We start from the raw sequence: 14,998 nt of genomic DNA, 5'->3' as shown, positions 1-14,998 counted from the left end.
GCGCCGTCCAGATGGATACCAATCGGTCCGAAATGGCGCCCGCACACCCCAGGTACAAGCGCTCGGCAAACATCCCGTTCACTCCGGCTCGCAGGTCGAAGTTTCGCATCGACAATGCCCCTGACAGGACGAATATCATCCCCAGTGAGAGCCGAAGACGAAGAATCCACAATGGTCACGGCGGCCAGGCTACTCTTTGGCACAGAGCCTCGCGGGCAGACACTCCAGCCCCGATTCACGCGGCCGGCCCGTTCGCGGTACCCCGCTCCCCTCGCTGTCGAGCCGTTCGCAAAGTCGTTGCATCGCAGCATATTCGTCACCGAGCCACACTTCGATCGGCGCGTCACGCAACGATCCGGGCGTGGCTTCGCATCAAAGCTCTCAATACGAAATTCGATTATCGTAGCTGTCGCATCCTGGTGCACCGAGCGCGCTGAACGGCATAGTTGGGTACTTTCCTGGGCACAGTGCCCGTATTCGGGCACACTGTCGGAACGAAGGTCGGTAAAAGAACCGGGCAACGGGCCCGCAGGGGGATCTGTGCGGATCAAGCCACGGCAGCAGTTGCTGGAGCTGTGGCGAGCGGTTGTGACCTATCGCTCGGCCGACGCCTGGCTCGGCGGAGGTCGCGAAGATTCGAATTCGATCAGCGATGCCGAGCAGCTGCTGTGCCTGCTGTACCCGGCGACCGAGATCGATGCATTCGCCCTCGATCAGCCGGACAGGGTCGCGCCCGACGTGCATCGGGCACTGGAGCCGTGGGGCGATTCGACCGAGGCCGGTGGCCTGCTCGTCGGGCTGCTCGAGGAGTATTTCCAGCGCTACACCGATCCGGACGGGGAGCCGGTCTTCAGCGCGGGCTCCTACTTTCGCGCAGCCGACGGCCACCCCACCGACGCGCAACTCGCGCTCGACGTCGTCGACTCCTATTCCATGTCGCTGAGCCTGTGCATCGCGGCGCTCCGCTTCCTCCGCGGACTGGAGGGTGCGCTGGCGGGGGAGCTACGTCAGTCCGACCGGGACGTCTACGAGCGAATAGGGCCGCTCCGCGCGAAGACGAGCGCAAGGCTCACCGCGGCGATGACCGGGTTGGTCCGCAGCTTCGTCATCAACACTCCCGCGTCGGCCGACGATGCGCACGGCGAGATACTCCGGATGGTGAGCCAGAACCGCTCTCCCTCGGAGACGCTCCCGCGGCTCACTCGCGAACTCGAGCGGTTGCGGGTGCGCGCCTCGAACGAGGTCGAGTTCGGGCAGCTCTCCGGGGTCGACGTCGCCGACGACCGGCGGCTGTTCGAGTGCGGCTGGGGCTGGGGCATCGTCCGGACCGCGGCCGAGGTCGACATCGTGCCCACCCGGCTCGGCAGCGCACCGGGGCACGCCGCACCCCGCCCGTACCTCTACTTCACGGCGGTCGCGCTCGACGGAATCAGCGATCTCTCCTCGCAACGCATCCGGGAACTCGAGCTGCTGAACGACGAGCAGCGAGCCCTGGGCGACGCCCTGCAGCTGCGATTCGAGCTGGCGCGGACCTACTGGAGCACGGTCGCCCGGTTCGGCGGCGGGCGCTGGCCGCTGGAGGACATTCCGTGGCGTACCTCGGACGGTCAGGAGTCCGACTACTACAGCCTGGTGGTGACGGCCATCCTGATCCAGGATCTCGTCTACCGGGACAGCACCGACGACCTGGCGCGCACCGTTGCGGTCTTCGACCAGCTGGCCCGGCGCGGCCGGATCACCAGCCGGGCCACGACCGCCGACCCCGCCCTCGCGCTGCATCACCCCGGCGTCCTGATGGAGCTCGCGGGCAGCGATATCGACGGTGGTTCGCTGCTGCACTGGTACGTCTCCGATTACGCGACCATGCTGCTGAAACGCTGCCTGCAGGCGAGCAGATTGCGTACCGACGTACGGACCCGCGATCAGCTGATGAGCCTCGCGGAGGCGGCGATGGAGCACCTCACCGCCCGGATGAAGCGCGGCGGCGCGGCCGCCGGGCTGTGGGACGAGCCGGACCCCGCGGTCGCGGGTGGCGACTCGGGCGTCTCCTGGTTCATCACCGAACGGATGATGGAATGCCTGGTTGTCGCGCACAACACCTTCGAGACGGATCCGCTCGCGCCCGGCACCATGGTCAATCGCGCGGTCGATCTGATCAGCGAGGCCGAGCATCTGCTCAATCGCGAGGAGCTGCGCATCGAGGGCTATCAGCTCTCGCACAGCGAGCGCGAGGTCGGCCGGATCCGGCAGAAACTCGACCGGGCACGCGACATCCTGACCGAGCAACCCGCCACCGCGCACAGCCTGGCAGCGGAGGCCCTCGTCGCGCTGGACGACCTGGCCTACGCGCGCAGGCAAGCGACTCGGTGAGGCCGTGATGCTGGTCTTCGCGACGTCCGACAAGGGCGGCACCGGGCGCTCGGTCACCAGTTGCAATATCGCCCATCGGCTCACCCTCGCGGGGCGGAATGTCGCCTATGTCGACTTCGACTTCGGCTCCCCCACCGCGGGTGCGCTGTTCGAGATCGACGGCTACGAGCGCGGCGTCAAGGCCGGTGGCGGAGTGCACTCCTACCTTCTCGGCAGGACCGGAGAAGCGGTTCGGCTCGATGTCGGCTCAGTGACGGAGCGCGCGGAATTCAAGCGGGTGGCCCAGCGCGCGGGCAGGCTGGCACTGTTCCCCGGTGACGAGGGCGGCGCCGACCTGCTCACCACGAACGACGAGGTCGTCCAGCGCTGCGCCGAGCTGCTGGCGCACCTCGCGAGCGAATTCCATGTGGTGATCGTCGACCTCAGCGCGGGCCGCACCGGCGCGCTCGACATCGCGCTCCGGGCGACAGCGCTGAGCCCGCTGCGTGGGACGACAGCGCGCTGGCTGGTCTTCCACCGGTGGACGAGACAGCACATCCTGGCGGCCGCAGGCCTCGTCTACGAACCGCACGGGCTCCTGGATCTCGGGGTCCAGTCCGGTCACGACAGGAGTCGGCTGCTCGGTGCCACCCGATTCGTCCGCACCGCCGTGCCGGTCTCGCCCGGCCAGGTCGGAGCCGAGCGCGGTGCTCAGGCGGCGTGGCTGCAAGCCCAGGACGAAGTGCTCCGCAGGCTCGCCGCCACCAACAACGTCGGAAAGACCAAGGTGCTCGGTACCACCCCGATCGAACCGATCCTGCTCTGGCGGGAGCAGGTGATCCTCGACAACGACATCAACGCCCACATCGCGAATCCCGAAACCGTGACCGCCTATCAGGAACTCGCCCGGCGTCTCGTGGACGACGCCGCCTGGGAGATGTAGCCGATGCCCCTTCACCCCTCCTACGACGAGGCCACCGAGCACGCACCGGTCGCCCACGTTCCGCTGTCGCACCTGTCGATCGAGGTCGGACACTTCCGGCTGAAAGAGATCACCGACGACCCGGCCCTCGTGCGCACGGAGTTCCGCCGGATCGTGCCGCTGATCTCGGCCTTCGTGGAATCCACCCGCCTCCGCTACGGCGACGGGGCCCGCATAAGCACCTGCTACCTGCTCGACGACTACTTCCAGCCGGACTCCGATCCGTCGGAGATCATTCCCGAACTGCTCACCGCGGCGAGCGAGGCGGGGTTGGTGATCGACTACCTGGGGCGGGAGTCGGGATGCTGGCGAGCCGCGCCGTTCGCCAACGGCGCGCCCCGTGGTGAACCTCTCCCGGTCGCCGAAATGGCAGCGGCGCGAATTGTTTCGGAGCCCGCACCGCCCGACAACGGCAGCAGGCCGCCCACCGCCCAGTCGGGATGGCTGTGCAATGGGCGACGGTCCTCCGAGTACGAGCCGAGCCAGGCGATGCGGACCCGCTCCTACCGGCCGCCGGAGGAGTTCGGCCGACGGTCGCACTCGATCTTCCTCGACGTCGAGCTCTGGACCACCCGGAGCGCGCAGGGGCAGCCCGGCAAACAGTGGTCCTGTCAGTTCCTGGCAGCGGTGTGGCACCTGTTCCGGCTCGGCATGCTGCGGCACCACGGAGCGGTGGTGGCCGAGCCGCATCTCTGGCAGGGCAGGCCATGGCCGGAGGAGTGGCAAGACCTGCCGCCCGTCATGCAGCTGAACCCGACGGCAGCGCCGTTCGCCGCCTTCAAGACCCTGTCGATGCTGCCGAAACATCATCTTCCGATCGAGCACGCCGTCCGGGTGATCCTGGACCACCTGGATCTGGACGACGACGTCACCCACGACATCGTCTCCCGCGGCGCCGGCGACGACATTCCGATCGTGGTGTCCCGCAACATCAACGAGCGAGTGTCACACCTACTGCTCGACGGTTCGTGACATGCCGTCGGACACTCCATTGATCGTGCTGGGCGAGACCCGGACCTGCCTGCTGCCGTCGGCGGTCGCGCTCGATCGGCCGGCGGCCGGGGAGTTCCTCGGCCTGATTCCGGGACGTTCCGTGTGGTGGCGGGAGCGGCCGGGCACGCTGGCGATCTCGCCGTCGCTGGCCGTCGGGGTCGATTGCCTGCTCGCACTGCGTCCCGGGCCCGCCCGTGTCGTCGGGACAGTCGCGACGAATCTCCGGCTGGCGGGCGGCCGGGTACTGCAGTCGTCGGCCGGCACAGCGGTGGTGCGAGCGGCGGAACAGCGGCGGCGGCCGTGGCCGCACTATCTGCACCGGAAGGGGACGGTCGAGGTCATCGATTCCATTCCGGCGCGCGCCGTGGCGAGCCCGATGCTCGAGGACGGGTTCCTCGGCGGCACCCGCCACGGCGACATCCTCGATCTCGGCTCGATCAGCGAGCGACTACTGGCCGGCGCCCGCAGTCACCCCATGCTGGATCAGCGGCCCCCGGTACGGGTGGGTGCCACCCGCCTGCGGTGGACGGCTCGTATCGGCGGTGATACCGGGCCGTCGATCTCCATGTCGCTCGATGACGACACCACCCGCTCGGTGCGGCTCGTCATCCGCGACGAGGCCGGGATCGAGGACGCGCAACGATTCTGCGAGGACCTCGCGGCGCACGACTGGCTGCTGACCGTGCTCACCGCGCTGCTCGCGGAGGCGGACCGCTTCGGCGTCGCGAGCAGGGACCAGCTCGAGATCCTGAGCCCGGCCCTCGTGCACCTCACGGGGCTGTGGATGCCGGGGGCACACACCCCCGCCTCCATGCGCACCCTGTGGAAGGAGCTGCAGACCGACCCGGGATTCACTCGACAGTGGAACATCCTGGCAGCGCGGATCCGCGACGGCATCGCGGTGTCGACGCTGGAATTCCTCCGACAGCGGGCGCTGGGGTTCGACCGGTAGGCAGGCTACAGCCGGAACCAGCGCCGGACGAGCAGGGCGAAGTAGACCGCCATGGTGAGGGCTCCAGCCCAGGATTCGACCCCGAAGACCACGTGCGCAGCACCGTCGACCTGCCCGAGATTGCCAGGGCCGAGCGGGCCGAGGAAGGTGGTCAGCGCCATGTAGGTGAGGTTCCAGTTCGACTCGCCACCCCCGATCGCCAGCACCAGGGCGGTGAAGAACGCCAGCTGCGCCACAACCCAGCCGAGCAGCCACGAGGGCCGATAGCCGTAGCCGCACAGAATGTCGGCGAGCCGGCCCAGCCGGCGGCGCCAGGGATCTGGCTGGGCGGCCGTGCGGGCTCTGGCGAGCAGCAGCCCGCACCTGTCCTCGCCCTCGGTGTCCTCGGTCATCCGGTGCAGCGCCTTCGCCCGCTGATAGGCCCGGACCGCGTGCCGATGCAGGCCGGCCGCCGAGCAGGCCCCGGCTACCGCCTCGAATTCCTCCGCGAGCTGGATGCTCTGCCTGCCGCTCAGCCGCAGCGGGCTGCGGTACTCCAATTCTGCGGCCAGGAAGGCAGCGATAACGGCACTCGGCACCGGGCCGGGCACATCATCGGGTTCGGGATCGATCGCGGCTTTGTACAACTGGTGGAAGAACAGGGCATGCGAGCGATTTCGGGCAACCGACGGCGTGTAGTGAACGAGAAGTTCCTCGACCTTCTCATCGAATTCGTGAAGTATCGGTCGGTTCGCATCCTCGTCCGGGCGATAGCGGAGCGCACGATTGAGGATGCGATCCTGCATCGAGGCGTCCGACGATTCCAAGCCCCCCATAGAGCGTCCTACTTCATCGGTCGATCAAATACTCGTAGACGAACCTGGGTTCGTTCGGTCCGAAATACTCTTCCTCATAGCCCGACGGCCGGAAGCCCGCACGCGCGAACCGCCTGATGGCCTCTTCGTTGTCGGGCCGCACCGTCAGCCACACCCGCTTGCTCCCGGCCTTCTCCTGATCTGTCAGCGCGTCACGCAACAGCGCGCTGCCGTAACCGTGGCCTCGGTAGTCCGAATGGACGGCGAAGGTGAAAAGCATTGCCTCGCCATCATTCTCGAGCATCAGAGCGTATCCGATCACCAGTCCCTCCGCCTCCACGACGAGCCAGGTACTGCTGTGCACGTCGAATAGCTGGCGCAGCACAAGGTAGGGGTAGGGGTCGGGAAAAGCGTCCGCTTCGATGGCAACGATCCGGGCGAGGTCGGCCGAGCAGGCCGGTCGGCACTTCAGCTCGAGTTCGGTAGGTGTACTCATGCTGCCCTCCGATTGGTCGCGACACCGCCGAGACGGCCTACGTCAGTCTAGATGGGCACCGCAGTCACGGGACTGAACATCGCTCGACCGAAAATCCGAACGGATTTGAAGCCCGCTGTATGTCGCAGCTTCGGTCACAGCAACTCCGTCACGGCAACAGTCAGCCGAGCAGCGGGTCGAGGCGCGCGCGGACCGTCGCGGACGGGGCGCCGGACTGTTCCGCGGCTCGGCACAATTCGGCGGCGAAACGATCGCGTGGTTCGCCGGAGCGCTCGGCGCACAGGCCGAGGAGGTACTCGCCCTGGTCCGATGTGAGGCCGTAGACCAGCATGATGACGGCGGCGGCGCGGTCATCGGCGGGTGGGCCGGAGGTGCTCGGGAGCACCGAGTCGGAGGCGGCGGATTCGGGGGCGGGCAGGAGCAGCACATCGCCGGAGATGCCCGCCTGCGAATCGGATAAACGCCGCTCAGCGGGGTAGCAGGAACCCGGTGGCGAAACGCACAGCGGCTCCACCCGGACCAACCCGGATGGAGCCGCCTGTCCCCCGGACCTACCGCCGGGCCTGTACGCCCTACTTCGCCGCCGGCGGAACCGGCGCGGGCGCGTTGATCGTGGAGAAGTACTGGATGGCCGCACCGATGATCACCGGCGCGGTGACCACGATCTGCCCGACCAGCGTGCCGAGCGCCCCGATGGCGAGGATCCCGCCGATGCAGCCGATGGCCGCCGCCGGGACGAACGGGCCGAACAGCCCGACGATGGTCGCGGAGGCGACGGTCGCCCCGGCGATGCCGCCGAGCACGCAACCGGCCGCGCCGCCGACGAGCCCGCCGACCAGGGTGCCGATGGTGGCGCCGGCGCTGATCGTGCTGGTCAGCCGCGACCAGGCGGCGACCTCACGGTCGTACTCGTTCTTGAACGGCGCCTTGTCCTCGTACGGCAGCGCGACCGGCTTGTAGACGGCCTGCGCCACGTCGAGCTGCGGGGTCAGGGTCGCGGTGCGGTCCGCGATCTGCGCGACGATGGGGAACTCGAAGTCGTCGACGCGGAAGCTCAGGGGCGTCCCGGCGATGAGGTCGCCGTTCGGGGCCTTGATCTTCAGCGCGGCGTCCTCGATCACGAGGGAGCCCTCGTCGACGCTGATGATGCTCTGGGTGTCGGTGGCGTGCGCGGTGAAATCGACGGTGCCGTCACCGGCCGGGGCCGCGCCGGCGGTGCCGGACGCGATTCCGCAGGCGGCGACCAGGCCCGCGGCCACCGCGACGATCTTCCTCATCCTGATGTTTCCTCTCGGTTTTCGGTGCACCCGGCGGCCCGGTCGGGCCGCGGGAAGTTCAGAGGTCGAGGACGAGCAGCTCCTGCCGGGCGCGGGAGACGCAGAGCATCATGGTTTTCCCGGCGGCCCGTTCGTCCTCGGTGAGCAGTGAGTCGCGGTGGTCGACGGCGCCGGCGAGCACGGTCGTCTCGCAGCTGCCGCAGGTGCCTTCGCGGCAGGAGGTGATGACCGGGACGCCCGCGCCCTCCAGCACGTCGGCGATGGATCGTCCCGGTGGCACGACGAAGGTCCGGCCGGTGCTCGCCAGCCGCACCTCGAACTCGGTGTCGGCCCCCGCCACGACCGGCTTGGGCGCGAATCGTTCGACGTGTACGGGCATTCCGCGCTCGGTGCCCGCCGCGACGGTGGCGGCGAGCAGCGGTTCGGGGCCGCAGCAGTAGACGGTGGCGCGGGGGTGGCGGTCAAGCAGCTCGGTGATGGGGAGCAGGCCGTGCTCGTCCTGCGGCAGCAATCTCGTGGCGTCCGGGTGGCGCTCCGCCAGCAATCCGGCGAAGGCCATGTGGGCACGGCTGCGGCCGCCGTAGTAGAGCGACCACGGTGCCGCGGCGGTGGTGGTCATGGCCAGGATCGGGGTGATGCCGATCCCGCCCGCCACGAACAGGTACTCCTCGGCCTCGACCAGCTCGAAGTTGTTACGGGGCTCGGAGACCTGGAGCAGCGAGCCCTCCAGCGCGGTGCGGTGCAGGTGGTCCGAGCCGCCCCGGCCGCCGGGTTCGTGCAGGACGGCGATGCGCCAGCTCGCGGAGTCGCCGGGGTCGCCGCAGAGCGAGTACTGCCTGACCCCGGTCGGGCCCACGGCGACGTCGATGTGGGCACCCGGACGCCAGCGCGGCAGCGGGGCGCCGGAGGCGTCGGCCAGGTCGAGCGCGAAGACGCCTTCCGCCTCGTCCCTGCGGGCGCGCACCCGTGCCGTGATGTCGGTCATCTGGTCTCCTCACCGGACGGTGTGACGCGGTAACCGTCACCGGAAACCGACCGCCGCGCAGGGCGCGAACGGGTGGATGATTCGGTCGATCGACAACGCCTATCGCCCCGACACGCCCGGAACCAGCCGACCCAGACTGGCGCCATGCACAACGTCGCGGATCTGGTGGAGCGGACCACGCAGTTCATCAACGAGCAGGTTGTCCCGGTGGAGCGCGAGGTCGTCGTCGACGGCCGGGTGATGGACGACGCGCTGCGGCTGGAGCTGCAGAAACTGGCCAGGGAGGCGGGGGTCTTCGGGCCGCTCTCCGATCCGCGCTACGGCGGGCTCGGACTGAACACCGCGGAGCAGGCGCAGGTGCTGGAGGCGGCGGGCGCCAGCCTGCTCGGCCCGCTCTCGCTGAACGCCTGGGCGCCCGACGACGGCAACATCCACCTGCTCGCGCACGTCGCGAACGAGGAGCAGCAGCGCCGCTACCTGGCTCCGCTGGCCGCGGGCGAGGTCCGCTCGGCCATCGCCATGACCGAGCCCGCGCCGGGGGCGGGCTCCGATCCCGGCATGCTGCGGACCTACGCCAGGGAGACCGACGGCGGCTGGGTGATCGACGGCGCCAAGCACTTCTGCACCGGCGCGCAGGGGGCGGCCTTCGTCATCTGCGTGGCGAACACCGATGACGGCGCCACCATGTTCCTGGTCGACGCGGACAATCCGGGCTTCCGGGTCGGGCGGCGGATGCCGACCATGGACTACACCAGCGCGCCGGGCGGGCACTGCGAGGTGTTCTTCGAGGAGTGCGAGGTGCCCGACTCGGCGGTGCTCGGCGCGGTCGGCCACGGGCTGCCGCTGGCCCAGGTCCGGCTGGCACCCTCGCGGCTGGTGTTCGCGATGAACTGGCTCGGGCTCGCGGTGCGCGGGCACCACCTGGCGCTGCGGCACATCAACGCGCGCACCTCGTTCGGGTCGCCGATCGCCGAGCACGGCATGGCGCAGGCACTGGTCGCGGACAGCGAGATGGACATCGTCGCGGCGCGCGGCGTCATCCGCACCGCCGCCGAGACCATCGACGCGCACGGCCCGACCGCCTCGCAGTCGCGGCACGAGGCGTCGATCGCGAAGACCTTCGTCTCCGAGGCGGTCTGGCGGGTGCTGGACCGCGCGGTGCAGCTGCACGGCGGGCTCGGCGTCTGCGAGGACCACCTGGTCGCCCGGTTCCTGATCGAGGCGCGGGCGTTCCGGATCTACGAGGGCCCGTCCGAGGTGCTGCGCACCTCCATCGCCCGCCGCGCGCTGCGCGCACACCGCTGAAAGGGGAACCACCATGACCACGCGTGAACTCACCGGCTTCGCGGCGGGCTACCCGGAGCTCGATCCGGAGCACGTCGACTACGAATACCTGCGCTCGACCTCGCACACCCTGATCCCGTTCGGCACCCACGTCGGCACCGAGATCACCGAGATCGGCCCGGAGCGGGCGGTGGTGGAGATCCCCGCCGACGGCCCGACCACCAACCACATGGGCACCGTGCACGCGGGCGCGCTCTTCACCGCGGCGGACATCGCGGGAGCCGCCGCCTTCGTCGGGGCGGCGGCGAGCAAGCTGTACCGGGTGCGGCGGCTGGTGCTGCGGGGCGCGACCGTGCGCTACCAGCGCCCGGCGGCGGGCCGGATCCGGGCGATCGCCACGGTCGAGCCGGCGGCGGTGGCGGGCGTGCTCGCCTCCACGGTGCGCGAGCGGTTCGAGATCGTGATCCCGGCGGCGCTGCTGGACGACGCCGACGTGCTGGTCGCCGAGTTCGGTTTCGACTACGTCTGCGACACCAACCCCGGGGAGAACGAGCGATGAGTGCCCCGAGCAAGCTGCCGAAGTTCACCGAGCTGGAGTCCGCCGCGGTCGCGACCGCGGACGGCGTCACCTTCACCGTGCGCTTCCTGGCCGCCGCGCAGCCGGACGCCCCGGTCGTGCTGATCCTGCCCGCCATGGCCATGAAGGCCAAGCACTACCTGGCGCTCGCGGCGAGCCTGCACGCCGAGGGGCTCTCCGTCGCCACCACCGACCTGCGCGCGCACGGCGAGGCCACTCCCGCGCTCGGCGAGCACCGCGACTTCGGCTACCGGGAGATGATCGAGACCGATCTGCCCGCCATCGTCGCCGCTGTCCACGACCGCTTCCCGGCGGCGCCGCTGTACCTCTTCGGGCACAGCCTCGGCGGGCAGCTCGCGCTGCTCTTCGCGAGCGCGGAGCCGGAGCGGGTGGCGGGGGTCGGCATCATCGGCACCGGGACGGTCTTCTGGTACGCCTTCGGGGTGCGGCGCTGGTGGGAGGCGCTGAGCCAGATCCAGTACATCGGCTGGGTCTCCCGCCGGACCGGGCAGTGGCCGGGCGGGGTGCTGATCCCGGCGCCGATGCCGGGCGGGGTCATGCGGGACTGGTCGATGCACTCGCTCACCAGCTTCTACCGGCCGAAAGGTTCGCGGCGGCGGTACAACTCGCTGCTGCGCCGGCTGGCCAAGCCGGTGCTGGTGATCTCGCTGGACTCCGATGTACTCGGCCCGAAGTCCAATGTCGACTTCCTGGTCGGCCGGATGCCGAGCGCACGGGTCACCCGCTGGCACGTGGACGCGAGCTCCGGCGTCGCCCATCGCGACCACTTCACCTGGGTCAAGGACTCCCCGGTGCTGGCCGCCCGGATCGCCGCATGGGCGCGGGGCGCGTGATGGCACGGTTGCGGATCGAGAAGGTGTCGAAGACGTTCGGCGCGTCGGTGGCGGTGCGCGAGGTCGAGCTCGACATCGCGGACGGCGAGTTCATGGTGCTGCTCGGGCCGAGCGGCTGCGGGAAGTCGACGCTGCTGCGCATGGTGGCCGGGCTGGAGGAGCCGAGCTCGGGGCGGATCCTGCTGGACGACAGCGACATCACGCACCTGGCGCCGCAGCGCCGGGACCTGGCCATGGTGTTCCAGAGCTACGCGCTCTACCCGCACCTCACGGTGGCGAAGAACATCGGCTTCCCGCTGCGCGCCCGGCGCACCCCGCGCGCGGCGATCGCGCAGCGGGTGGCGGAGGTGGCGGCGGTGCTCGGGCTCGGTGAGCTGCTGGAGCGCAAGCCGGCCAACCTCTCCGGCGGGCAGCGGCAGCGGGTGGCGCTGGCGCGGGCGATGGTCCGCGATCCCGGGGCGTTCCTGATGGACGAGCCGCTGTCGAACCTGGACGCCAAGTTGCGCTCCGCGACCAGGGCCGAGTTGATCACGCTGCACCGCACGCTGCGCACCACGTTCCTCTACGTCACGCACGACCAGGTCGAGGCGATGACCATGGCCGACCGGATCGCGCTGCTGAACGACGGGCGGGTGGAGCAGGTCGGCACCCCGGCCGAGCTGTACGACCGGCCGAACTCGACCTTCGTCGCCGGGTTCCTCGGCGCGCCGCCGATGAACCTCTTCCCCGCGACGGTCACGCCGCGCGACGGCAGGCTGCACCTGAGCGCGACCGGCGTCGACATCGTGCTGCCGTACCCCGCGGGCGCGGAGACCGAGCCGCTCGCGGTGACCGCGGGCATCCGCCCGGAACGGCTGCGGCCCGACCCCGCGGGCGCGATCACCGGCCGGGTGGAGATGGTGGAGAACCTCGGCAGCGAAGAGCTGCTGCACCTCGGCACCGGCGAACACACCCTCGGCGTGCGGGTTCCGCGCCCCGCCGGGGTGGCCACCGGCGACCTGCTCGGCGTGCACGCCGACCCGGCCGACGTCCACCTCTTCGACGCCGCCACCGGGCTGCGGCTGCGCTGGCGCGACCCGGACTCCGGCGCCCCGATCGACCGCGACGCCCGCGTCGCTGTCGCCTGATTCGTCAGGCTCGCACTTCTTCCGATGATGAGGAGAACACAGTGAAACGCACCGTGCCCGTACTGGGCCTGGTGTTCGCGGCGGTCCTCGCGCTCAGCGCGTGCGGCGGCCTCGGCCCGACCGCGTCCGACGGGGACGCGCAGACCTCCCTCGTCCCGGAGCTCGCTCCGGACCAGAAGGTCTCGATCGTCTTCGAGTCCTACAACTACGGCCTCGCGGGCGCGTGGACCGACACCTTCGACAAGCTGCTCGGCGAGTTCCGCGCGACGCACCCGAATATTGAAGTCACGGCGCAGAAGCCGCAGGGCAACAGCCCCAACCCGGCCACCGACACAATCTCCAGCATCCAGAACCAGATGGTGGCGGGCACCCCGCCGGACGTCGCCCAGCTCGGCTTCAGCGACCTGGACTTCACCATCAATCAGCTGGGCGCGAAGCCGCTCGACTCGCTGGTCGGCAAGGACGCGGTGGCGGCCAACTTCGACGGCAGCAAGCACCCGTACGCGCCGCGGGCGCGCACCCTCGCGGACTGGAACGGCCACACGTACGGGGTGCCGTTCGTCTTCTCCACCCCGGTGCTCTACTTCAACGCCTCGCTCTTCACCGAGGCCGGGCTGGACCCGGCGAAGCCGCCGACCACCTGGGACGAGGTCAGCACCGCCGCGGCGGCGATCGCCAAGACCGGCAAGGGCGGCGTCTACATCGACTGCCTGACCAAGACCGCCAAGGACTGGTGCTTCCAGTCGCTGGTGCGCTCCAACGGCGGCCGGGTGATCTCCGAGGATCGGCGCAACCTCACCTTCGCCGACACCCCGGCGGTCGAGGTGGCGGCGCTGGGTCAGCGGCTGGTGGAGTCGGGCAGCATGCCCCGGCTCCAGCAGAAGCAGGGGTACGAGGCGTTCGGTCGCGGCGAGATCGGCATGATCCTGGAGACCAGCGCGGTGCAGGGCACCTTCGTCTCCGGCGCCAAGGACAAGTGGGACCTGCGCGCGGCGCCCATGCCCGCCTTCGCCGGCAAGCCGGTGGTGCCGACCAATTCCGGTGCGTCGCTGCACATCCTGTCGAACGACCCGGCCAAGCAGCGCGCCTCGTGGGAGCTGATCAGGTTCCTGACCAGCGAGGGCGCGTACACCACCATCTCGCAGGGCATCGGCTACCTGCCGCTGCGCACCGGGCTGATGAACGATCCGGCGGGGCTGCAGGGCTGGGCCGCGAAGAACCCGCTGCTGGCGCCGAACGTGGCGCAGCTGGCGAGCATGGAGCCCTGGATCTCCATGCCGGGCAACAACTACCTGCAGATCCGCGACGGCATGATGGACGCGGTCGAGGCCGCCGTCTTCCAGAACAAGGACCCCAAGGCCACGCTCGGCACGGCGCGTGACCAGGGCGCCCAGCTGATGCCGCAGCAGTGACCGGCCATCCGTAACCGACCAACGATTCGAGCCGCGCGTCCCCTCCCGGGGCGCGCGGTTCCGCAAGGGGGCTCCATGTCCGAGGTGACCATCGTCCAGCTCACCGACACCCATATCCGCGCCACCGGCGAACGCGTGCACGGCACCGTCGACACCTTCGCCAACCTCACGCACGTGCTGCACCAGCTGCGCGCCTCGCACCGCGACATCGATGCCATCGTCTTCTCCGGCGACCTCGCCGACGACGGCTCGCCTGAGGCGTACCGGCGGCTGCGCGACGCGGTCGAGCCGGTCGCCGGCGAGCTCGGCGCGCGCGTGCTCTACACGCCGGGCAACCACGACGAGCGCGCGGCCTTCGGGGCCGAGCTGCTCGGCGGCGCTGACGCCGAGACCGACCAGGTGGCGGAGATCGCCGGGCTGCGGATCGTGCTGCTGGACAGCAGCGTTCCCGGGCTGCACCACGGCGAGCTGAGCGACGAGCAGCTGGAGCGGCTGCGCGAGCTGCTGCGCGAACCGGCCCCGCACGGCACCCTGCTCGTGCTGCACCACCCGCCCATCCCCTCGGCGCTGCCGGTCTCGCAGCTGCTGCGGCTGCGGCAGCCGGAGCGGCTGGCCGAGGTGCTGCGCGGCAGCGATGTCCGGTTGATCGTCTGCGGGCACAGCCACCTCACCGCGGCGTCGGCGCTGGCCGGGATCCCGGTGTGGGTCGGCCCGGCGACCTCGTTCCGGCAGGATTCCTTCGCCCCGGTCGGCAGGCAGCGCGGGTACGCCGCGTTCGGGTACAGCCGGATCGACGTCGTCGGCGATTCGCTGGTGGCGACCGCGGTCGAGGCGACGCCTGCCGCGGCGCTCTACGAGCGGGACGAGCAGGCGACGCTGGACCAGCTCGCCGCCCTCGCGGCGGAGGCGCGGTAGC

15 protein-coding genes are annotated in these 14,998 nt (G+C 70.1%); 10 read left to right on the top strand and 5 right to left on the bottom strand.

Annotated elements, in window-relative coordinates:
- Positions 1 to 540 precede the first annotated feature (540 nt).
- From LTT61_RS29025 to LTT61_RS29010, 4 genes are read left to right on the top strand one after another with little or no spacing between them, the layout of a single operon-like run.
- A complete protein-coding gene (locus LTT61_RS29025; RefSeq protein WP_233017190.1) occupies positions 541 to 2,370 on the top strand; it encodes an SCO2524 family protein in 1,830 nt (609 codons plus the stop codon).
- 7 nt (positions 2,371 to 2,377) lie between these two features.
- Complete coding sequence (locus tag LTT61_RS29020) at positions 2,378 to 3,292, top strand: SCO2523 family variant P-loop protein (RefSeq protein ID WP_233017189.1); 915 nt, start codon at positions 2,378 to 2,380, stop codon at positions 3,290 to 3,292.
- A 3-nt stretch (positions 3,293 to 3,295) separates the two neighbouring features.
- Positions 3,296 to 4,303 (top strand): SCO2522 family protein, encoded by a 1,008-nt coding sequence (locus LTT61_RS29015; RefSeq protein WP_233017188.1) that lies wholly within the window; start codon positions 3,296 to 3,298, stop codon positions 4,301 to 4,303.
- A gap of 1 nt (position 4,304) precedes the next feature.
- Positions 4,305 to 5,276 carry an SCO2521 family protein gene (locus LTT61_RS29010; protein WP_233017187.1) on the top strand — a complete coding sequence of 324 codons (972 nt, stop codon included), beginning with the start codon at positions 4,305 to 4,307 and terminating at the stop codon, positions 5,274 to 5,276.
- Between the two features lie 5 nt (positions 5,277 to 5,281).
- Here the strand turns inward: LTT61_RS29010 and LTT61_RS29005 are convergent, their stop codons facing one another.
- The 5 genes from LTT61_RS29005 to LTT61_RS28985 form a co-directional block, all read right to left on the bottom strand.
- On the bottom strand, positions 5,282 to 6,061 hold the full coding sequence (locus LTT61_RS29005; protein WP_233017186.1) for a hypothetical protein: 780 nt from the start codon (positions 6,059 to 6,061) through the stop codon (positions 5,282 to 5,284).
- 43 nt (positions 6,062 to 6,104) lie between these two features.
- On the bottom strand, positions 6,105 to 6,566 hold the full coding sequence (locus tag LTT61_RS29000) for a GNAT family N-acetyltransferase (protein WP_233017185.1): 462 nt from the start codon (positions 6,564 to 6,566) through the stop codon (positions 6,105 to 6,107).
- A gap of 160 nt (positions 6,567 to 6,726) precedes the next feature.
- A complete protein-coding gene (locus LTT61_RS28995; RefSeq protein WP_233017184.1) occupies positions 6,727 to 6,993 on the bottom strand; it encodes a hypothetical protein in 267 nt (88 codons plus the stop codon).
- Between the two features lie 145 nt (positions 6,994 to 7,138).
- Positions 7,139 to 7,843, bottom strand: coding sequence for a hypothetical protein (locus LTT61_RS28990; RefSeq protein ID WP_420094709.1), 705 nt, complete (start codon positions 7,841 to 7,843; stop codon positions 7,139 to 7,141).
- 58 nt (positions 7,844 to 7,901) lie between these two features.
- Positions 7,902 to 8,828 carry a PDR/VanB family oxidoreductase gene (locus LTT61_RS28985; RefSeq protein WP_233017183.1) on the bottom strand — a complete coding sequence of 309 codons (927 nt, stop codon included), beginning with the start codon at positions 8,826 to 8,828 and terminating at the stop codon, positions 7,902 to 7,904.
- A 144-nt stretch (positions 8,829 to 8,972) separates the two neighbouring features.
- On the opposite strand from LTT61_RS28985, the gene LTT61_RS28980 reads away from it, so the two are divergent.
- From LTT61_RS28980 to LTT61_RS28955, 6 genes are all read left to right on the top strand, one after another.
- The gene (locus LTT61_RS28980) at positions 8,973 to 10,133 is read left to right on the top strand and encodes an acyl-CoA dehydrogenase family protein (RefSeq protein WP_233017182.1); all 1,161 of its coding nucleotides are present in this window, start codon (positions 8,973 to 8,975) and stop codon (positions 10,131 to 10,133) included.
- A gap of 13 nt (positions 10,134 to 10,146) precedes the next feature.
- The gene (locus tag LTT61_RS28975; protein WP_233017181.1) at positions 10,147 to 10,671 is read left to right on the top strand and encodes a YiiD C-terminal domain-containing protein; all 525 of its coding nucleotides are present in this window, start codon (positions 10,147 to 10,149) and stop codon (positions 10,669 to 10,671) included.
- Positions 10,668 to 11,543 (top strand): alpha/beta fold hydrolase, encoded by an 876-nt coding sequence (locus tag LTT61_RS28970; RefSeq protein ID WP_233017180.1) that lies wholly within the window; start codon positions 10,668 to 10,670, stop codon positions 11,541 to 11,543. The genes LTT61_RS28975 and LTT61_RS28970 overlap by 4 nt, the downstream gene beginning before the upstream one ends.
- Complete coding sequence (locus LTT61_RS28965; protein ID WP_233017179.1) at positions 11,543 to 12,670, top strand: ABC transporter ATP-binding protein; 1,128 nt, start codon at positions 11,543 to 11,545, stop codon at positions 12,668 to 12,670. The genes LTT61_RS28970 and LTT61_RS28965 overlap by 1 nt, the downstream gene beginning before the upstream one ends.
- A gap of 41 nt (positions 12,671 to 12,711) precedes the next feature.
- Positions 12,712 to 14,082, top strand: a complete 1,371-nt coding sequence (locus LTT61_RS28960; RefSeq protein ID WP_233017178.1) for an ABC transporter substrate-binding protein — start codon at positions 12,712 to 12,714, stop codon at positions 14,080 to 14,082.
- Between the two features lie 75 nt (positions 14,083 to 14,157).
- Positions 14,158 to 14,997, top strand: coding sequence for a metallophosphoesterase (locus LTT61_RS28955; protein ID WP_233017177.1), 840 nt, complete (start codon positions 14,158 to 14,160; stop codon positions 14,995 to 14,997).
- Position 14,998 lies beyond the last annotated feature (1 nt).

The organism is Nocardia asteroides, assembly GCF_021183625.1.
GTDB classification, from domain to species: domain Bacteria; phylum Actinomycetota; class Actinomycetes; order Mycobacteriales; family Mycobacteriaceae; genus Nocardia; species Nocardia asteroides_A.
This window is presented reverse-complemented; position numbering and strand designations above follow the sequence as displayed.